Source organism: Brevibacillus fortis (genome assembly GCF_046196545.1).
GTDB classification, from domain to species: domain Bacteria; phylum Bacillota; class Bacilli; order Brevibacillales; family Brevibacillaceae; genus Brevibacillus; species Brevibacillus fortis_A.
This window is the reverse complement of sequence record NZ_CP176370.1, coordinates 3,168,673-3,191,925: the sequence shown is the minus strand read 5'-3', so window position 1 is coordinate 3,191,925 and position 23,253 is coordinate 3,168,673. Positions and strand designations below refer to the sequence as shown.

Below are 23,253 nucleotides of genomic sequence, written 5' to 3'. Positions count from 1 at the left end.
CATAGAGGCGCCGTGTTTGACGCCTCTATGCAGTTGGTATTCATTACTTGTCTTGGATGAGATCAAGTAAGTCGGCAATCTCTTCATCATCCCAACCGAATTCGGACAGATCACTTGTAGTTGGTGTTGCGGTCTTCTCCGTCTGACCTAGCTCGATCAATTGTCGTAGCGCGTTTACATAGTAATCCGCCAAATCTTTGACCGTTTCTTTGAGATAAATCTCTTCACAGAAGGCGATCGTGACAATCAATTGTCCCCCAACGACAGAGCTACCGAAATCCAGCAGGTGCTGACGTTCTGAGTTGCGATTGAAGTTGTCACCTCTTGCTTCGTTTGCAAAGCCAAACAGGGATTCTGTGTCATCGACTGTCTGATCAAGCTGACCGAGGTAGTTGAAGCTAATCTCTGCTTTTGGTAAAGACTTGAACTTTTCAGTCACTTCTTCGTTCAGGTAACGGAGAATTCCATAGCCGATCCCCTTGTTCGGAATGCTACGCAGCTGTTCTTTGGTTGTTTGTAGTGCTTCTTTGAGAGAGGTAGTTCCCCTCGTATCCAAGAGGATGGTATACATGCTCGTGAACCATCCCAAGGTACGGGACAGATCGACATCGTCGAATAGCTCTTCACGTCCGTGTCCTTCCAAATGGACGAGGGAGGTTTGATTTCCAGTCCAGACGAAGATGGCTTCTGCCAATGCAGTAAGCAATACGTCGTTGATCTGAGTTTGGTAGATCGAAGGCAATTCCTGTAAGAGCACTTTGGTTTCTTCCTGCGTAAGTACAACAGAAACCATCTTAGCCGTAAGCTCTCGGTTCTTTCCGTTCTCATAATCTTTTGGCAGCGCGTTTACTTCTGTATCGAGGCTGGTTAGCCAATAATCCGCTTCCTCTCGCAGGCTGTCTGATTGAGCGTACTCCGTCAATTTTTCAGCCCAATACTTGTAGGAGCTGGTCTTCGGCGGCAGTTGCACCTGCTTGCCTTGTAGCAATTGGGTGCTGGCCTTATTCAAGTCTTCCGTGATGATGCGCCAAGACACACCATCGACTGCCAAGTGGTGAATGACGATTAGCAAGCGGCCTTCCTGTTCACTGCCCAAATCGAAGTAAACGGCACGGAGCAACGGACCTTCCGAAAGATGCAGGCTTGCCTGAGCTTCCTCAGAGATTTCCCCGATTCGCTTTACTTGCTCTTCATACGGTAAATGACCCAATTCCTCTACGGTAAATGGAATGATATCTGTCCATTCATCGTTGATCTGCTTCCATTTTCCATCCTGATGGTAGAAGCGGAGACGGAGGGCATCATGATGTCCGAGCAAGTGATAGAAAGCTTGTCTCAAAATTTCTGGATCGATCGGTTTGACAGTTAAAAGTACAGATTGGTTCCAGTGGTTGCGATCTGCCAATTTTTGCTCGAAGAACCAGCGCTGAATCGGCAGGAGTGGCACTTCCCCTGTGACGATGCCTTGCTCGGCGAAAATGTTAACCGACTCCCCGAGCGCAAGTGTCAACTCGGCAATCGACTGGTTCTCGAACAAGAGCTTTGGTGACAAGCGAATTCCAGATTGGGCTGCGCGGGCTACGATCTGTATGCTTAGAATCGAATCACCACCGAGTTCGAAGAAGTTATCGTGAATGCCGACTTGCTCTACTCCTAGAACCTTTTTCCATATCTCGGCCAATACTCTCTCGACAAACGTCTCTGGAGCAACGAATTCTCCATTCCTCACCGTGTACTCCGGTACAGGTAGTGCACGACGGTCTACTTTGCCATTTGGAGTGAGTGGCAGAGCATCCATGATGACGAATGCGGCTGGTACCATGTACTCCGGCAGTATTTCTTTGAGGTAGATGTCGAAGTTGCCAGCTTGGTCCTCTACGCCTTCTTCTAGCACGACATACGCGGCCAGTCGTTTCACACCTGGCATATCTTCACGGGCAAGGACGATCGTTTCTTTGACAGAAGGGTGAGTGTACAGGGCGGTTTCAATCTCGCCCAGCTCGACGCGGAAACCACGGATACTCACCTGATCGTCGGCACGACCGATAAACTCGATGTTGCCATCCGGCAGGTAGCGGACAAGATCTCCTGTGCGGTACATTTTTGCCCCTCGAACGTGAGCGAACGGATTTTCGACGAAGCGTTCTTGTGTCAGATCAGGACGTTTTAGATACCCGCGACCCAAGCTGTTCCCTGCGATGTATAGTTCGCCTGCAACACCGATAGGCACAGGTTGCAGCTTTGCATCAAGGACGTATACTTGCACATTGTCGATTGGGCGTCCGATTGTTGGTGCAGCTATCTGACCAGCTTGTATAGGAACGATGCCTGCTGTAGCTACGACTGCATTTTCCGTTGGCCCATACTGATTTACTAATGTAAATGGCAGATGAGCCGATGGATAGTGATGCAGTTTGTCACCGCCAGTCAGCATGTAGCGCAAATCTGAATCGGTCGGCCATTCAACAGACATCAAGCTCTCTGCTAATGGCGTTGGCAGGAAGCTGATCGTGATTCCTGAGTCGACGAGCCAATCACGCAGTTTTTCCGGTACGAGACGAATCTCTTCTTGTGGCAGATACAGCGTGGCTCCTACCGTCAGATACGGCCAGATTTCCCAGACAGCGGCGTCAAAGGCTGTTCCGGCGATTTGTGATGCTTTATCTTCTGGCGTGACGTTGTAAGCGTGCTGGTGCCAATAGATGAGATTCAATAGAGCGCGTTGCTCTATTTCCACTCCTTTTGGTGTTCCAGTAGAACCGGAGGTGTAAATGACATAGGCGAGATTGTTCGTTGTCGTCGTGATTTCGGGTGATTCCGTGCTCTCATTGGCAATCAAATCCCAATCGATATCGAGACAAATAAACGCTGCATCACCTGTTGGCAATGCTTCAAGCAAGCGTTCTTGGGTCAATACGATCGGCATGTTCGTGTCATTCATCATGAAGGCAAGGCGCTCTTTTGGATAAGATGGGTCCATCGGAACAAATGCGCCGCCTGCTTTCAGAATACCTAATTGGCCGATCAGCATCTCGACGGAGCGTTCGACGCAAATGCCGACGAGAGTCTCTGTCGTAACCCCCTGTTGTTGCAAGTAGTTCGCCAGTTGATTCGCTTTAGAATCCAGCTCTGCGTAGGTGAGCGAGCCTTCCTTGGAGACGACTGCCAGTTGATTTGGCATGTTCCTTGTCATTTCGGCGACTAGCTCGTGTACGGTCTTCTCATACGTGTAATTGGCAGCTGTGTTGTTCCACGCGAGTACAAGCTGTTCCCGTTCATCCGGACGAAGCAGTGGTAACGCCATGATCGATCGATCAGGTTGGGCGACGATTCCCTCCAGTACATGATGGAAATGATTCACCATTCGCTCCATCGTTGTTTGGTCGAACAAATCTGTATTGTAATCAAACGTAGCGATCAGGCCGTTTGGCGTTTCTGCCATCGTCAAGCTGATGTCGTATTTGGACATCACTTCTTGGTTCTTGCTTTCAAACGGAGCAATCCGTATGCCCTCAAGTTCATGAGTCTGCATTTCGAAGTTTTGCAGAGCGAACATGACTTGGTAGAGCGGCGAATAGCTTAGGCTGCGTTCCAACTCCAGCTCATCTATCAACTTTTCAAAGGGCAGGTCTTGATGGGTGTATGCTTCCAGTGCAGACTCGCGCACTCTTGCAAGTAGTTCACGGAAGGTTGGAGCTCCAGACATATCGGTTCTCATCGCCAGCGTGTTGATGAAGAAGCCAATTAATGACTCCGTTTCTTGTCTATTGCGTCCAGCAACCGGACTTCCGACGATAATGTCGTCTTGACCGCTGTAGCGATGAAGCAGGATTTGGAATGCCCCGAGCAAGGTCATAAAGAGCGTGGCGCCTTCTTGCCGGCTGAGCGCGTGTAATTTTTCCACAAGCTCCGTTGGGAAACTCGTCGTGAATAAGGCTCCATGATAAGTCTGTACAGGTGGACGCGGACGATCTGTCGGCAAGGCCAATAGTGGCTCACTGCCACTCAGTTTTGCTTTCCAGTATGCGAGTTGTTGCTCCAGCGCCTCGCCTTGTAGCCATTCACGCTGCCAAGCTGCAAAGTCTGCATATTGTAGTGACATGTCGGTGAGTTGCGGCGTTTCTTCCTTGCGAAGCGCTTCATAAATCGCAACCAGCTCTCGTATGAAAATGTTCATCGACCAGCCGTCAGATACGATATGGTGCATGTTAAGCAGGAAGACGAAATTCTCTTCGCCGATCTGGATGATCGTGGCCCGCAGTAACGGTCCTGTACGTAGGTCAAATGGCTTGGTTGCCTCTTCTCTCTCCAGGCGATGTACCTCGGTGTCACGCTCTTCTTCTGGTAGCTCACGCAAATCAATCTTGCCGAGGCTCCACGCGATTTCTGGGTGAATGACTTGTATTGCTTCCCCGTTGATGTCAGTGAAGGTTGTTCGCAAGCTCTCGTGTCGCTCGATGATCATCTGCAGACTGAGTTCCCATGCATGGATGTTGAGGTGTCCTTGCATCCGCATGGCAGACGGGATGTTGTACAAGGCGCTGTCCGGCATTAAGCGATCCAAGAACCACAAGCGTTGCTGTGCAAATGAGAGCGGTAGATGCTGGTCGCGAGAAACGGGTGCGAGTGGAATGCTGGCCACACTCGATTTGGCTTCCAGTAGACCGGTTACCTTTTCGCTCATTTGTGCCACGCTTGGATTTTCGAACAAGGCACGGAGTGGTATTTCCACACCAAATGTTTCTTTCAGGCGGGAAACGGTTTGGGTAGCCAAGAGCGAATGTCCACCCAGATGAAAGAAGTCATCGTGGATTCCCATTCTCTCAACGGAAAGAACCTGCGACCAAATATGGGCGACGATTTCCTCTGTTGGTGTACGCGGTGCCACATATTCTTTCTCTGTCTCCCCTTGTCCCCAATCCGGTGCTGGAAGTGCGCGGCGATTTACTTTCCCGTTGACCGTAAGTGGAATCTCTGCCATCCATACGTAACCTGCAGGAACCATGTATTCCGGTAGGGTCTCTTTCAGGTAGTGGATAAGCTCAGCATCACCCGGTTGTTGTTCGTTTGCTGCAACGAGATAAGCTGCCAAACGCTTGTCTCCTTCCCGCTCCTCACGGGCGATAACCACGACATTCTGAACGGCTGGATGCTGTATGAGTCTATTTTCGATTTCGCCCAGCTCGATTCGATAACCGCGAATTTTGACTTGGTCGTCGATTCGTCCGAGGAATTCGAGCTGTCCGTCTTCCGTATAGCGAACCAGGTCACCAGTCCGGTAGAGGCGTTCTCCTTCCTTGCCGAACGGATGATTGATAAATCGTTCTTTTGTAAGCTCAGGACGATTCCAGTACCCTCTGGCTACTCCTTTTCCGCCGATGTACAGCTCGCCTGGTACACCGATTGCCACAGGTTGCCGGTATGCATCCATGACATACACTTCCACATTGGCAATAGGGCGGCCGATTGACGGATTTTGGCCGTTATGCTCACAACGTATGAGAGTAGCGGTGACGGTTGTTTCTGTTGGTCCGTAGCAGTTAAAGAACTGGAGATCCTTCGCATGACGGGCGACAAGTTCACGGCTTAATGCTTCCCCGCCGACAATCAGGGTCTTCAGGTCTGGCAAATCAGCTTGTGGCAAGGCAGATGCTACGGAGGCAGCCATTGTCACGATCGTGATGCGTTGTTCCCGCAGGACTTGGATCAACTCCGGACCAGGTAAAAGTAATTCGCGATCCTCCATGACTAGCGTGGCACCAGCGAGCAGGGTCATCGCGATCTCGGAGACCGAAACATCAAAGCTAAAGGATGTGAATTGCAAAACCCGGCTCGTCGCATCGATTTGGAACGATTGGATCAGGGCATGTGTCAAATTGATAACGGAGTGGTGCTCGACCATTACCCCTTTTGGCAATCCGGTTGATCCAGATGTATAGATGACGTAGGCGAGATGATGCTCATTGACGCTGCTATCCACGTTTGTGGTAGGCTCATCTGCCAGTTCATCGCTATCGAGGCAAATGACCTGTTTAGATGGTACTGGTAGCCTGTCTTTCAGCGATACTTGCGTCAACAAAATGTTCGCTTGCGAATCTTCGATCATGTAGGCAATGCGATCTTGCGGATGCGCCGGATCAATAGGCACATAAGCAGCCCCTGCTTTCATCACACCGAGGAAAGCGATGATCATCTCAAAAGAACGCTCGACACAAATGCCAACTAGCTTATCCGGTTGTACACCCGATGCAATCAGCCTGTGTGCCAGCTGGTTCGCACGTTTGTTTAGCTCGGCATAGGTCAACTCCATCTTCTTGTAGACGAGTGCAATCGCATCAGGTGTCTTTTCCGCTTGTTTCTCGAATGCCTGATGGATGCAAAGCTGTGTCGGATAATCCACGCTCGTGTCATTCCATTCGACTAGTACCTGCTGAAGCTCGCTTTCACTGATCATCGACACCTCTGCGAGGCACTGTTCAGGTTTTGCCATCATGGATTCGAGCAAGTAAGACATCTGGTGCAGTACACGTTCGATATTTTCAGACGCGAATCGGCTTTGGTCGTATTTGATCTTAAGGATGAACTCTTTACCCGGACCGCAGACGACGGTGATTGGATAATTCGTTTGTTCCATCGTCTCCACGTCAGATAATTGCAACTGATTATGTTCATCTTTTACCGCTTCACCAATCGGGTAGTTCTCAAAAACGAAGATGCTCTCGAACAGGGCAGCATTACGCGCGATTTCACTCCAGCCTTGGATGTCAACCAGCGGCGTGTACTCAAACTGGCGAAGCTCCACTTGATGTTCTTGAATCTCGCGTAGCCAATCCCGTACCGATTTGTTCGCATCTACCAAAACACGAATCGGCAGGGTGTTGATGAAGAGACCTACCATGCCCTCTACCGTAGGCAGATCAGCCGGACGACCGGAAACGGTTGCACCGAAGACGATATCATCCGTTGCGCCGTATCGGCTCAAGATGAGAGCCCATGCTCCTTGCACAAGCGTATTCAAGGTCAACTGATGTGTACGGACAAAGGCTTGCAAACGTGAAGTCATTTCCGCCGATAAGCGAATTTCTTTCTCTTCGTACACTTTTGGCATATTTTCCTGGCCGCCTGAGTGGTTACTCATCGCTAATGGTGTCGACTCGTGGAAGCCTTTCAGCTGTTCGCGCCAAAAATGTTCGGCAGCTTTCAAGTCTTGGCGCTGTACCCAATCGATGTACGCAGAGAATGGCTGGACGAAGCTGTACGAAACCTCTCTATCTTCTGCTATGGACACATAAGCACTAAACCAGTCTTTTAGTACAATCGGAACGCTCCAACCATCAAGCAATACATGGTGGAAGCTCCAAGTGAAGCGATAAATTCCCTCACGTAAGTGGAACAACGTCCAACGCATGAGTGGTGGAGAAGCAATCTCGAAATTTCGTCTACGGTCGGCTTCTAGATAGTGAGCCAATTCCGTTTTTTGCTGCTCCGTCGTCAAATGACGAAGGTCGATCTTTTCTACAGATGCTTTTACTTGTTTGCGTACAATCTGATGAGCCTCTAAACCTTCCCAAACAAAGTAGGTACGTAGAATCGGATGACGATCCACTACCTTTTGCCACGCCTGTTCAAACGCATCGACGTGTAAGCCCTCCATCGTCATGGCAAAGTGAACAATATAGTCTCCCCCCTCTTGCTCGTACAGAGAGTGGAACAGCATGCCACCTTGCAATGGACTAAGTGGATATACGTTTTCAATCAGGCGATCCTGTCCCAGATGCTTATCGATAGCCCGTTGATCCATTCGCGCTAGTGGGAAGTCAGATGGCGTATAGCCGCCTGCTTCTTCGGACTGGCAGTGCGCAATGATCTCGCGCAAAGCTTCCAGATAGTTGCAAGCAAGCTCTTGAATCGTGCTTTCCTCGTGAATGTTTTCGCTATATATCCATGTGACATGGAGTTGTTCTCCGGTTATGACACTGTTGACATCAATCAGGTGCTGGCGTATGGTGTCTTTCCCCAGATTGGAGCCTCTTGATTCTTGTGCCATGCCAAATCTCGATTCGGCTTGAACGATCTGATCAAACTGTCCGAGGTAGTTGAAGCTGATTTCTGGCTTCGGCTTTTCACCTAGGCGTTTTTTTAACTCCTCATCCTGACTGAGGTATTGGAAAATGCCGTAGCCGACACCTTTCTTTGGAATGCGACGAAGCTGTTCCTTGACTGCTTTCAAAGCGTCACCCCACGGCTTCGAAGGGTCAATCGAAAGCTGTATCGGGTACATGCTCGTAAACCAGCCAACCGTACGGGATAAGTCTGCTCCCTCGATAATTTCCTCGCGTCCGTGCCCTTCCAGATGAACGGCTACTATGTTTTTACCTGTCCAACGATTCATTGCTTTCGTTAAAGCAGTAAGCAATACATCATTGATTTGCAGACGGTAAGGCGAAAGCGTATCCTGCAACAACGCGCGAGTTTCTTCAATAGTAAGCGCAAGACTGACTTGTTTGGAGGTTGCATCTGTGTTTTGGCTTGGCTCGAAGGCACGGTCAATTGGAAGTGGACTCACTTCATCACTTTGGCCCAGCCAGAACTCTTTTTCCGGCTCGATCGCTTCGGAATTCGCATAGGATTGCAATTGCTCTGCCCATGACTTGAATGAAGTCGTTTTCGCTGGAAAATGCACCTCTTGACCGTTTAGAAGTTGCTGGTAAGCAGTTTGCAGATCCTCTAGCAAAATGCGCCAGGACACACCGTCTATCACCAGATGGTGGGCAACAATCAGCAGACGACCAGGTAGGTCCGTTCCAAGATAGAAGTAAACGGCTTGGAAAACGGGTCCCTCACTTAGATGTAGACTTGATTGCACCTCGTTTGCGATTTGCTCCAGACGATCGGCTTGTTCTTCTTCTAGAACAGCGGACAGGTCCACACTCCGGAATGGAATGGTCTCAGGAAGTCCTTCCATATGTTGGGTCCAGCCTTGCTCCGTATGGTTATAACGCATACGTAATGCGTCATGATGAGTGAGCAGACTCTCGATGACACGCTCTAGAACAGTCAGGTCAACGGGTTGTTGAACCGTCAAAAGCAAGGATTGGTTCCAATGATGGATCGACGGTTGTTCAGTCGTGAAGAACCACGATTGAATTGGCGTGAGCGGCACCTCTCCCGTCAAGATGCCTTGTTCCGCTTGGATTTTTACTGTTTGTATGCCATCAGTCGCTGTTACGACGCTTGCCAGTTCCGCGATGGTTTGATTTCTCAAGAGCTGTTTCGGTGTCAAACGAATTCCAGCCTGATTGGCTCGAGAAACAATTTGGATACTCAAGATGGAGTCTCCACCCAACTCGAAAAAGTTGTCATAAATCCCAACGCTGTCAATCCTTAGAACATTTTTCCATATATCTGCAAGCGTAGCCTCAATAGCAGTTGTCGGAGCAGCAAAACTGCCATCTGTTTCATTGTGTAAGAAATCAGGTACAGGCAATGCTTGTCGATCTACCTTCCCGTTTGGGGTCAGCGGCAGGTTACCCATGATGACAAATGCAGCTGGCACCATGTACTCAGGCAGCTTTTCCTTTAGATATCTACGGAAGTCACTTGCTTGAATCTCGTGTTTTTCTCCAAGTACAACGTAGGCAGCGAGTCGTTTTACGCCCGGAATATCCTCACGTACGAGGACAATGGTTTCTTTTACCGCCGGATGCGTGTACAGAGCCGTTTCAATTTCACCCAGTTCGACCCGGAATCCTCGAATGCTTACCTGATCGTCTGCACGACCAATGAAATCTATGTTTCCATCTGGCAGGTAACGAACCAGGTCTCCAGTTCGGTACATGCGCGCTCCCGGTTTTTGTGAGTATGGATTGGCTACGAACCGCTCTTTGGTTAGATCAGGGCGCTTCAGATAGCCCCGTGCCAAGCTGTCTCCTGAAATATAGAGCTCTCCGGCTACACCAATCGGCACAGGTTTGAGCTTTTCATCAAGGACGTATACCTGCACATTGTCTATGGGACGTCCAATTGATGGTGCGAATACATGAGTAGCTTCTGTCGGAACGGCACCTGCTGTGGCGACAACCGCGTTTTCGGTTGGACCGTATTGGTTCACAAGAGTAAACGGCATTGTGGCTGGTGGGTAATCGTGTAGCTTGTCGCCCCCTGTGAGCATATAGCGCAGCTTCGTGTCGATAGGCCATTCCAGGGTGAGCAACCTTTCCGCCAATGGCGTTGGCAAAAAGCTAATCGTGATACCCGATGCAACAAGCCAATCTCTGAGTTCCTCAGGTACGAGACGAATTTCTTCAGATGGGAGATAAAGCGTTGCTCCCTTAGTTAGGTACGGCCAGATTTCCCAAACAGATGCATCAAAGGCTGTCCCTGCGATTTGGGAAGCTCGATCATTTGAATCTACGCTGTACGACCGTTGGTGCCAGAAAATGAGATTTAACAAGGCGGCATGTTCGATCTCTACCCCTTTTGGCGTTCCAGTAGAGCCAGACGTATAGATGACATACGCCAGATTCTCTGTTGTCATTGCCATGTTCGGTGCCTCGCTGCTCTCTTCCGAAATGATATCCCAATCACGATCCAAGCAGATGAATGATGCAGTTCCTTCCGGCAATCGCGCTAACAGTCGTTCTTGGGTTAAGACAACTGGCATATGGGCGTCTTTCATCATGAAAGCCAGACGCTCTTGTGGGTACGCCGTGTCCATTGGAACATAAGCACCACCAGCTTTGAGTATACCCAGTTGACCGATGAGCATATCGATGGAACGTTCTACGCAGATGCCGACTAGTGTTTCGGCGGATACCCCCTGTTTTTGCAGGTAGTTCGCTACTTGATTCGCTTTGGCATCCAGTTCTGCATAGGTGATCTGCCCCTCTTCGGAAACAACTGCTAATTGATTTGGCAACTCTTGTGCAATCCGTGCAACCCTTTCATGCACGCATGTTTCGCGTTCAAAAGGTACATTTGTATCATTCCATCGATGGAGGAGTTGCTCCTTTTCCCTATCGCTCAAGAGAGGAATGGCTGTGACCGGTTGCATCGGATTTTCCGAAATCGCCTCTAGCAGGTTGGAGAAATGGTTCCCCATGCGCTCGATCGTTGCTGCATCAAATAGATCGGTGTTGTACTCGAATGTTGCGATAAGTCCATCAGGTGCTTCTACGGTGGTCAAGGTGATGTCAAACTTGGCGCTTACGCCCTCCTGACCTCTGTGGAAAGGCTCGATGCGAATCTGGGACAATTCTTGTACTTCCATCGGGATGTTTTGCAGTACGAACATCACTTGGAACAACGGTGAGTAGCTTAGGCTTCGTTCCAGCTCCAGTTCATCTACCAGTTTTTCAAACGGCAGGTCTTGATGCGCATAAGCTTCCAGTGCGGTCTCTCGTACTTTTGCTAGCAAGTCTCGGAAGGTTGGTTCCCCAGACATGTCCGTACGCATTACCAAGGTGTTAATGAAGAAACCAATAAGTGACTCCATTTCCTGTCTATTTCGTCCAGCGACCGGACTTCCGACGAGGATGTCTTTTTGACCACTGTAGCGATAGAGCAGGGTCTGAAAGGCAGCTAGCAAGGTCATGAATAAGGTTGATCCCTCTTCACGACTGAGCACTTTTAGATCGGCAAGCAGTTTTTCTGGGAGCCTAATCGTATGCATCGCCCCATTATGGCTCTGAACAGCAGGGCGTGGACGATCTGTCGGCAATCTCAGAAGTGGTTCTGCATCGCCTACTTGTTTTTTCCAGTACGCCAATTGTTGCTCCAATACCTCACCTTGTAACCAATTGCGTTGCCATGTGGCATAGTCAGCATATTGCAGCGGCATTTCGGCAAGCTGTGGTGTTTCTCCAGCAGATAACGCTTCGTAGATGGAGACTAACTCACCCATGAATACACTCATGGACCAGCCGTCCGCAATGATGTGGTGTAAATTGAGCAAAAATACATACGCTTGTTCATCCATACAAATCAGTTTTGCGCGCAATAACGGCCCTTGATTCAGATGAAACGATTGTTCTGCATCTTCTATGGCGAGACGCAATGCTTCCACTTCTCGCTCCTCTTCGTTCCAGTCTCTTAAGTCGATTTGTTCCAGGTTCCACTCAATCTTCGGGTGAATGACTTGAACAGCTTCTCCATTGATATCGGAGAAAGTTGTACGTAAGCTCTCGTGACGTTGGATGATCAGCTTGAGACTGCGTTCCCACGCCTCGACGTCTAGCTCACCCATCAGACGAACAGCAGATGGGATGTTGTATACGGAACTGTCTGGCAACAGCTTGTCCAAAAACCACAAACGTTGTTGCGCAAACGAGAGCGGCAAGTGTTCGTCACGCGACACGGGCACGAGCGGGATGTCAGTGTGACGCGCTTCCCCTTGTAACAATGCCGTAATTTTTTCGCTGATCGCAGCCGATGTCGGATAATCAAACAGCGTACGAAGCGGCAAGTCTACGCCAAAAGCTTGACGCATACGGGAAATGGCCTGGGTAGCTAGGAGTGAATGTCCCCCTCGTTCAAAGAAATCGTCGTGAATCCCGACTTGCTCAACGGAAAGCACCTGTGTCCAAATGTTCGCCACTATTTCTTCTGTTGGTGTGCGAGGTGCGACATACTCTTGTTGTGTGGTCAAAAGTCCCCAATCCGGTGTAGGCAGTGCCCGGTGGTCTACTTTTCCGTTGACCGTAAGTGGAATAGCCTCCATCCAGACGATGCCTGCTGGAATCATGTAATCTGGCAATGTCTCTTTTAGATAGAGAGTGAGTTCCTCTGTAGCTGGCTTCTCTTCCCCCATTGCAATCAGATAAGCAGCCAAACGATTTTCTCGTACGGTAATGACAGCTTCCCGAATCGCAGCGTGCTTTCTCATTGCGTTTTCGATTTCGCCTAATTCGATGCGGAAGCCACGAATTTTCACCTGATTATCGATACGTCCGAGGAATTCGAGGTTACCGTCTTGCAGATAGCGCACCTGATCGCCTGTCCGATAAAGACGTTCGCCTTCCGCTCCAAACGGATGAGGGATAAAGCGTTCTGCGGTAAGCTCTGGACGATTCCAGTAACCGCGTGCCAAGCCTTTTCCACCAATGTACAGCTCACCTGGTACGCCAATAGGGACAGGCTTCAGATCGGCATCTAATACGTAGATGGTCGCATTGGCGATAGGGCGGCCAATTGGTGTGTTCGTCAGATTCGTATCCATAAGCATCAGCGTAGTGCAAACGGTTGCCTCCGTTGGTCCGTAGCAATTGAAAAATTGACGATGATTTGCATAGCGAGTGATGAGCTCATAGCTCGCTGCTTCGCCACCGATCACTAATGTTTTCAGATCAGGTAAGTCAGCGTCAGGTAATGCCGCAAGTACAGCGGGCACCGTCATCACCGTTGTGATTTGTTTTTCTTGCAAAACTGAGATGAGTTCAGGGCCTGGCAAAAGCATTTCCCGATCCTCAATGACTAAGGTGGCACCCGAAATCAAAGCCATGACGATCTCAGCGACAGATACGTCGAAGCTGAACGAACATAACTGCAAGACGCGGCTAGACGGCTGGACTTGGAACAACTCGATCAAGTAATGAGCCATATTCATCGCACTATGGTGTTCGACCATTACGCCTTTGGGCAAGCCAGTGGAACCAGATGTGTAAATGACATAGGCAAGATTTTGTTCTGTAACCCCGCACATCACATCGTGAACAGGTTCATTCTCAAGAGCATGACTATCAAGGGAAATTACTTGAGCCTTCGTTGTAAGTAAATGGTTTGCCAGAGATTGCTGGGTCAAGACGATGTTTGCCTGTGAATCCTCGATCATGTAGGCAATACGCTCTAGCGGATGTGCCGGGTCGATTGGAACATAGGCGGCACCTGCTTTCATCACACCGAGAATCCCGACGATCATCTCAGGAGAGCGCTCGATGCAAATACCGACGAGCGTATCTGGTTTCACGCCTTGGGCAAGGAGATGATGCGCCAATTGGTTCGCCCGCTGGTTCAGTTCGGCATACGTCATTTCCAACTCTTTATACAGGAGTCCGATCGCATCTGGCGTCTTTTTTACTTGGTGTTCAAATGCTTGATGAATGCAAAGCCCGGTTGGATAATCCATCTTCGTTTCGTTCCACTCGACCAAAACCTGCTCTTGTTCGCTTTCGCTGATCATGCTCACATCAGCCAGAGTTTGATCAGGATTGGCTGTCATCGATTGGAGCAGAAGAGTCATTTGTTCTAGGACACGTTCGATACGTACATGATCGAATCGATTTTGATCAAAAACGATTTTGAGGACAAATTCTTTGCCAGGGCCACATACTACGGTAAGTGGGTAGTTTGTTTGCTCCGCAGTGTCTACATCAGAAATCTGAATACTGCTGTCCACTTCTTTTACAGACTCGTCGATCGGATAGTTCTCAAAGATAAAAATGCTTTCGAACAGAGATGTGTTACGCTCGAATTCGCTCCAACTCTGGATGTCAACCAGCGGCGTGTACTCATATTGGCGAATCTCCAATTGCATTTCTTGCAATTCGCGCAGCCATACCCGAACGGTTTTGCTTGGATCCAGTGTGATTCGAACCGGAAGCGTATTGATGAACAGACCAACCATTTTTTCTACGCCATGCAAATCGGCTGGACGTCCTGAACCGGTTGCCCCGAATACGACATCTGCTTCCCCACTGTAAGCTCCAAGGATCATGCCCCACGCACTTTGTATTAAGGTATTCAGCGTTACCTGATGCTGACGGGCAAAGGATTGCAGATGTTCGGTAAACTCGGTCGAGAATCGGATAAAGCGCTCGTCGTAGGTTTTGGGTTCTCCACTGGATTGGAGAGCTTGTCCGAGATTGATTTGTGTCGGCCCGTCTATCCCTTTCAAATGGTTGCGCCAGAAGCGTTCAGCAGCTTGCAAGTCTTGACGCTGGATCCACGCAACATACTTGGAAAAAGGCTGTACAGCCCCAAGCTGAATGTCTCTTCCATCTGCGAGCGCTAGATAAGCGGCAAACCAGTCTTTCAGGACGAGCGGCAAGCTCCAACCGTCCAGTAATACGTGATGGAAGCTCCAGATAAAGCGATACGCTTCGTTGCTAATCTTGAACAAAGTCAAACGCATGAGAGGTGGTTCTGCAATCGAGAAGTTCCGCTTGCGATCCTCTTCCAAAAATGCGTCTAACGTTGCTTTCTGCCTATCAGTCGGTAAATGTCGCAGATCTCTTTCATCAACTGTCATCCGTACGTGTTTGCGGACAATTTGATGCGGATTGACTATTCCATCCCAGATAAAGGAGGTACGCAGAATCGAATGACGATCGATGACTTTTTGCCATGCTTGTTGGAGTGCATCGACGTGCAAATGATGGATCGTCATCGAGAATTGAACCACATAGTCTCCGCCCTCTTGTTCGTACAGGGAATGGAAAAGCATTCCTTCCTGCAACGGCGTCAGTGGATATATGTTCTCGATGGAGTGATCTCTCCCCACATACGTGTCGAGTCCACGCTGATCCAGACGAGACAACGGGAAGTCAGAAGGAGTATAACCCCCTGCTTCTTCGGAACAGCAATGTGCCATAATCTCACGCAAAGCGTCCATATAATCACGGGCAACTGCTTCCACCGTACTTTTCTCGTGGATGTTTTCGTTGTAAAACCAAGTGACATGCAGTTGTTCTCCGGAAATGACGCTGTTTACATCAATTAAATGCGCGCGAATGGAATCAGGTGCAAGATTCGAGCCTCTCGATTCAGCAGCCATGCCAAACTTAGAGTGAGAAGAAACGACCTGATCAAACTGGCCGAGGTAGTTGAAGCTGATCTCTGGCTTCCTTCGAGACTTCAACTGCTCTTTCAGCTCGTCATCCTGACTTAAGTAGTGCAGGATACCATAGCCAACTCCATTTTGCGGAATGGCTCGAAGCTGTTCTTTGACCGCTTTCAGCAGTTCGCTCCATGGTTTCGACTGGTCAAGTGTAAGCTGTACAGGATACATACTCGTGAACCAGCCAACGGTGCGGGATAAATCTGCTCCTTCCAAAATATCCTCGCGTCCATGCCCCTCCAGATGGAACGATAATGTCTGTTGCCCTGTCCAACGGTGCATCGCTTTTGTCAAGGCAGCGAGTAATACATCGTTTATTTTTAAACGGTAAGGCGAAAGTGTTTCCTGCAACAGGGCACGGGTTTCTCCTGCGTTTAACGAGAATGTTACTTGTTTGGTTGTCGCTTCCGTGTTTTGACTCGGTTCATAAATGTGATCAATCGGGATCGGACTCGCCTCATGATCTTGTTTGAGCCAGTACTCTTTTTCATGCTGGATGGCGTCTGAATTGGCATACGCGACTAATTGCTCAGCCCACATCTTGAACGAAGTCGTCTTTGCTGGCATTTGTTCGCCTTGACCGGTCGCTATTTGATCATAGGTATTTTGCAGATCCTCCAGCAAAATACGCCACGATACACCGTCAACAACTAAGTGGTGAATGACGAGCAACAGTCGGCCAGCTTGCTCTTCGCCCATGTTAAAGTACACAGCTTGTACGACGGGACCTTCTGTGATATTTAGGCTCGCTTGTACTTCTTGAGAGATTTCCTCCAGCCTGGACTCCTGTTTAGGGAGGTTAGACAGATTCACGCTACGGAATGGAACGTTCTCTTCAAGACCTTCCATCATTTGTGTCCACATGCCGTCATGGTGTGAAAAGCGCATACGCAACGCATCATGATGGGCCAGTAGGCTCTTGATTGTTTGCTCCAATACAACAAGGTCTACTGGTTGCTGAACAGTCAGAAGCAACGACTGATTCCAGTGGTGCAGCGACGGTTGATTGGAGTCAAAGAACCAATTTTGGATTGGAGTAAGCGGGACATTTCCAGTAACAGCGCCCTGTTCATTCTTCCATTTTGTATCCGTTGCTTGGCTCATATCAGTAACAACGCGTAGCAATTCTGCAATGGTTTGATTTTCAAAAAGTTGCTTGGGTGTGAAGCGAATTCCGGAATGATTGGCTCTTGCGACAATCTGGATACTAAGAATGGAGTCGCCTCCTAATTCGAAAAAGTTATCGTAGATGCCGATGTTCGCAACACCCAGCACACTTTTCCAGATTTCGGCCAATTTCATTTCCAGTTCCGTTTCAGGTGCTACATAACCGCTATCCGCCTCATTTCGGGAATAGTCAGGGATTGGTAGTGCCCGGCGATCCACTTTTCCGTTTGGCGTCAGCGGGAAGCTGTCCAACTTCACGAAGGCGGATGGGATCATGTACTCTGGCAACTTATCCTTGAGATAGGATCGCATCTCGATGTGAGTAACCTCTTTTTCTTCTGCAAAAACGAGGTAGGCGGCTAGGCGCTTGTCTCCAGGAGTTTCCTCTCTCACCACGAGTAATGTTTCTCTTACAGCCGGGTGGCTCTGCAACACTGTCTCGATTTCGCCTAGTTCAATGCGGAAGCCGCGGATTTTTACTTGGTTGTCGATACGCCCGATAAACTCAATCGTGCCATCAGGCAAATAACGAACCAAGTCACCAGTACGGTACAGGCGTGAACCTCCTTGTGGATCAAACGGCTTCTCCACAAAACGCTCTGCGGTTAACTCCGGATTGTTCAAATAGCCAAGAGCGAGTCCATCTCCGCCTATATATAATTCACCTGCTGTACCCAGAGGGACAGGCTGTTGATGTTTGTCCAATACATACACCGTAGTATTGCTGATCGGTCTGCCGATCGGGAAGGAGCTGAGGCCTTCTGGAAGCTCCGTGACGGGATGGCAGCAAGTAAACGTCGTGTTTTCCGTCGGGCCATATCCGTTTATCACCGTGATACCGCCAAGTGAAAGTACCTTGCGCACATGTGATGTGGAGACAACATCCCCACCGACAAGTAGTTGTCGCACGCCGCTCAAGTACTCCACCTTGTGGTCAACCATGACCGTGAACAAACCAGCCGTCAGCCAAAGTGTCGTCACCTTGTGATTCTGAAGCGTCTCTCCCAGTTCATCGAGTGAAGGCTGATGGGGCGGCATCAACACCAGCTTCGCTCCGTTTAACAACGCCCCCCAAATTTCAAAGGTAGCAGCATCAAAGGATACGGTAGAGGCTTGCAAGAACACGTCCTCTTCCGAAATGGTCACGTAGTTCGTGTTTTTGATCAGGCGAACAATTCCACGATGGACGACCAGCACTCCTTTTGGTGTACCTGTTGAGCCCGATGTGTAAATGACGTAGGCGAGACTGTCCGCTGTCATATCTACTTGGGGAGCAAGTGTGCTTTCTTCTGCCCATTTTTCCCCAGCATGGTCGAGATTGAGAATAGTAAGCTCTTGTCCTTGCCACTTGTCAGACAAATGCTCCTGTGTCAATAAAATGGAAATCTGGGCATCTGCCACCATGAAAGCAAGGCGCTCTTCCGGATACGCAGGGTCGAGTGGCACATACGCTCCACCTGCTTTGAGTATCCCGAGCATCCCAACTAACATATCTAACGAGCGTTCTACGCAAAGCCCGACAAAAGTACCCGTTTCTACTCCTTGCTTTTGCAAGTAGTTGGCAAGCTGATTGGCTTTTGCCTCCAGCTCGGCGTAGGTCAACTGTTCTTCCCCCGCAACGACGGCGATACGATCTGGGTATTGGGCCGCTGTTTCGGCAAACAGTTGTTGAACGGTTTTATCCCGAGGGTAGTCGCTCGCTGTGTTGTTAAGCTCTACCACCTGTTTATTACGTTCGCTATCCCTTAAAAGATCAAGTTTTTCAATCGACTCCTCTGGTTGGGCGATGATAGCCTCAAGCAGATTTTGCAAATGTCCAGTCATTCGCTCTATCGTCGATCTGTCGAACAAATCTGTGCTGTACTCAAAGGAGGCCACAAGTCCGTCTGCCTGCTCTCTCATTGTCAATGTGAGGTCAAACTTGGAGGTCGTCAAATGTCGCTCAGAATCCAATGGTGTGAGCTGAATTCCGGACGTTACTGCTTCCTCCAGCGGGAAGTTTTGCAGGACAAACATGACCTGGAACAACTGCGAGTAGCTGAGGCTACGCTCCAGCTGTAGCTCATCGACCAATTTTTCAAAAGGTAAATCTTGATGTGCATATGCCTCCAACGCTGTTTCGCGAACGCGTGCCAGTAATTCTGTAAATGTTACATCTCCCGTTACGTTCGTTCGGAGTGCCAAAGTGTTGACGAAGAATCCGATCAAATTCTCGGTTTCTTGACGATTGCGTCCAGCTACCGGACTTCCCACAACAATGTCCTCTTGACCACTATAGCGGTATAGAAGGGTTTGGAATGCAGCCAGCAACGTCATAAACAAGGTAGAACTGGACTCCTGGCTAAGTACTTTCAATTTGGCGAGCAAGTCCGCAGAAAAGGTCTCGGTGTAAATAGCTCCTTGATAGGATTGCACAGCAGGGCGCGAACGGTCTGTCGGCAGTGCGAGAAGCGGTTCTGCTCCACTCAGTTTTTCTTTCCAATAAGTAACCTGCTGCTCTAAGATTTCGCCATCCAGCCACTCACGCTGCCATGTCGCAAAATCCGCATATTGAATCGGTAGGTCTGCTAGCTCTGGTGTTTCTTCTTTGCTGAAGGCTTCGTAATTGGCAAGCAATTCGCGATAGAATATGCCCATCGACCAACCATCAGAGATGATGTGGTGCATGTTGATCAAGAAGACATATGCGTGATCATCTGTTTGGATCATCGTCGCGCGTATCAGCGGTCCTTGTCCAAGGTCAAAAGCTCGAGCCGTTTCGGCTTCAGCCAATAGCTCTATCTTTTGCTCTTTTTTGTCAGCTGATAGGTCGCGTACGTCCAAAATGTCCATTTTCCAGTCCATATGCGGATGAATCACTTGTATGGATTGTCCGTCTATTTCGTGGAACGTGGTACGCAAGCTTTCGTGACGCAAAATGATCGCCTGTAAACTCTTCTCCCATGCCACTACGTCGAGTTCGCCTTGTAAGCGAAGGGCAGATGGGATGTTGTACATCGGACTTTCTGGCATGAATTGATCAAAGAACCACAATCGCTGTTGGGCAAAAGACAACGGCAGATTGCTCTGTCTTGACACAGGCTGAATCGATCCACCAATCGCTTCTTTTTCTCCCAAATGAAGGGCTGCTCCCTGTTCACTCCATGCTGCAATGGTCGGATGTTCAAAAATGGAGCGCACCGTTTGCTCTATTCCAAACGCCTCTCGTAGGCGTGAAATGACTCGTGTCGCCAAAAGTGAATGTCCACCGAGCTCGAAAAAGTTATCGTGAATCCCCACTTTTTCGACTCCGAGCACCTGCGACCATATGTTGGCAATCAGCTCTTCTACCTGATTGCGCGGCTCCATGTAGCCTTTGTCGGAAGCAGGATTTGTCCATTCCGGTTCCGGCAGTTGTTTGCGGTCGATTTTACCATTTGTCGTCAAAGGCATCGCATCAAGGAAAATATAAAATGATGGCCTCATGAATTCTGGCAATTTCGTTTTTGTCCATGCACGCAAATCAGAAGTTTCGAGCGTGTTGTCTCCTGAAACAGTAAGATACGCTGTTAAATGCTTCTCGCCCGGCTTAATCTCACGGACCATGACTACAACTTCGTTCACAGACGGATGCAAGCTGAGTGCTGCTTCCACCTCACCTAATTCGATGCGGAAGCCGCGGATTTTTACTTGGTTGTCGATACGCCCGATAAACTCAATCGTGCCATCAGGCAAATAACGAACCAAGTCACCAGTACGGTACAGGCGAGAACCTTCTTGTGGGTCAAATGGATTCTCCACAAAACGTTCTGCAGTTAATTCCGGATTGTTCAAATAACCAAGAGCGAGACCATCTCCGCCTATATATAATTCGCCTGCTACACCCAGAGGGACAGGTTGTTGATGTTTGTCCAATACGTACACCGTGGTATTGCTGATCGGTCTGCCGATCGGGAAGGAGTTGACGCCTTCCGGAAGCTCCGTGACGGGATGGCAGCAAGTAAACGTCGTGTTTTCCGTCGGGCCATATCCGTTTATCACCGTGATACCGTCAAGCGAAAGTACCTTGCGTACATGTGATGTGGAGACAACATCCCCACCGACAAGGAGTTGTCGCACGCCGCGCAAGTACTCTACCTTGTGGTCAACCATGACCGTGAACAGACCAGCCGTCAGCCAAAGTGTCGTCACCTTGTGATTCTGAATCGTCTCTCCCAGTTCATCGAGTGAAGGCTGATGGGGCGGCATCAACACCAGCTTCGCTCCGTTTAACAACGCCCCCCAAATTTCAAAGGTAGCTGCATCAAACGATACGGTAGAGGCTTGCAGGAACACGTCCTCTTCCGTAATGGTCACGTAGTTCGTGTTTTTGATCAGGCGAACAATCCCGCGATGGACGACCAGCACTCCTTTTGGTGTACCTGTTGAACCCGATGTGTAAATGACATAGGCAAGACTGTCGGCGGTCATATCTACTTGGGGAGCCAGTGTACTTTCTTCTGCCCATTTTTCCCCAGCATGGTCGAGATTGAGAATAGTAAGCTCTTGTCCTTGCCACTTGTCAGACAAATGCTCCTGTGTCAATAAAATGGAAATCTGGGCATCTGCCAGCATGAAAGCCAGACGTTCTTGGGGATACGCAGGGTCGAGTGGTACATACGCTCCACCTGCTTTGAGAATCCCGAGCATCCCAACTAACATATCTAACGAGCGTTCTACGCAAAGTCCGACAAAAGTACCCGTTTCTACTCCTTGCTTTTGCAAGTAGTTGGCAAGCTGATTGGCTTTTGCCTCCAGCTCGGCGTAGGTCAACTGTTCTTCCCCTGCAACGACTGCAATACGATCTGGGTATTGGGCCGCTGTTTCGGCAAACAGTTGTTGAACGGTTTTATCCCGAGGATAGTCGCTCGTAGTATCGTTTAGCCCGACCAGTAGATGCTGTCTTTCTTCTTTACTGAGAAAAGAGATAGAGGACAGACGTTGTTTCGGATTCTCGACGATGGCCACTAGAATGGATGCCATTTGGTCAAGTGTTCGTTCGATTGCCGCCTGCTCAAAGCGGTCTGTCCTGTATATCATTTTGATGCTAAACTGCTCGCCCGGAATCCCGACAATCGTGAGCGGATTATCGACTTCTTGGAAGTGCTGTACATGAGAGATGGAAAAACCGAATTCCTTCTCTTCCCCTTCTCCCAGCGGATAGTTCTCAAATACGAAAATACTTTCAAACAGTGGTAGTCCACGCGGTACATCCGTCCAGCCCTGGATATCCACCAATGGAGAGTATTCATATTGTCGGACTCTAGATTGCTGATCTTGTAAATCTTTGAACCACTGATCCAACGTTTGCTCAGGGTCGACTTTCGTTTTCATCGGCAACGTGTTGATAAACATTCCAACCATCTGCTCTACACCTGGCAGATCGCTCGGGCGCCCGGAACCGGTTACGCCGTATACCACGCTTTCTTCTCCGCTCAAACGGCTGAGGAGAATAGCCCATGCCCCTTGCACGATGGTGTTGATCGTAACCTTATACGTACGAGCTAATTTTAAGAGAGCTTTCGAGACTTCATTAGTCAAGGTTCGAGTCGATTCATGAATCCCATTTTCCTGCTCTGAATCTCTCAAGGGATAAGATTCAAAGGGAAGAGGTGTGGGACTCTCGACGGACGCTAGGAACTCGCGCCAGAACTTTTCAGACTCCGTCTTGTCCTGACGGCGAAGCCAGGAGATATAATCTTTGAATGGTTTTGGCTGTGGAAGTCTCAAGTCCTTGCCTTGGCAGTACGCCTCATAGAAATCGAGGATTTCCTGAAAAAGAATGGGGCTGCTCCATCCATCCAAGAGCAAATGGTGAAAGGTCCAGATGAACTGGTGCACATCTTTGGCCTTTTTGATGACCGTCACTCGCATGAGTGGGGCTTCGCTCAAGTCGAAGCCCACCTCTTTTTCTTTTTGCAAAACCGATGTCAGCATGCTTTCCTGCTCTTCATCGGTGTGATGTGACCAGTCTTCCTGTTGTATGGAAAAGGGAACACTTTCGAAGACCACTTGAAGCGGCTTCTCTACCTCTTCCCAAAGGAATCCAGTACGCAAAATGGAATGTCTTTGAACCACTTTATTCCAGGCTTTTTCAAAGTTGACGATGTCAAGCGCGCCTGTAAGAATGGCAATGTTCTGCACCATATAGGCTGAACCCTCAGAGTACAGCGCATGGAACAACATCCCTTCTTGCAGCGGGGATAAGGTGTATAGATCAGTAAAATCCCCCATTG

1 protein-coding gene is annotated in these 23,253 nt (G+C 49.2%); it reads right to left on the bottom strand.

The features are described 5' to 3' along the window. Nucleotides 1-43 precede the first annotated feature (43 nt). A complete protein-coding gene (lgrC, locus tag ACKKE8_RS15915; RefSeq protein ID WP_409178988.1) occupies nt 44-23,251 on the bottom strand; it encodes a linear gramicidin non-ribosomal peptide synthetase LgrC in 23,208 nt (7,735 codons plus the stop codon). Between the last annotated feature and the right edge of the window lie 2 nt (nt 23,252-23,253).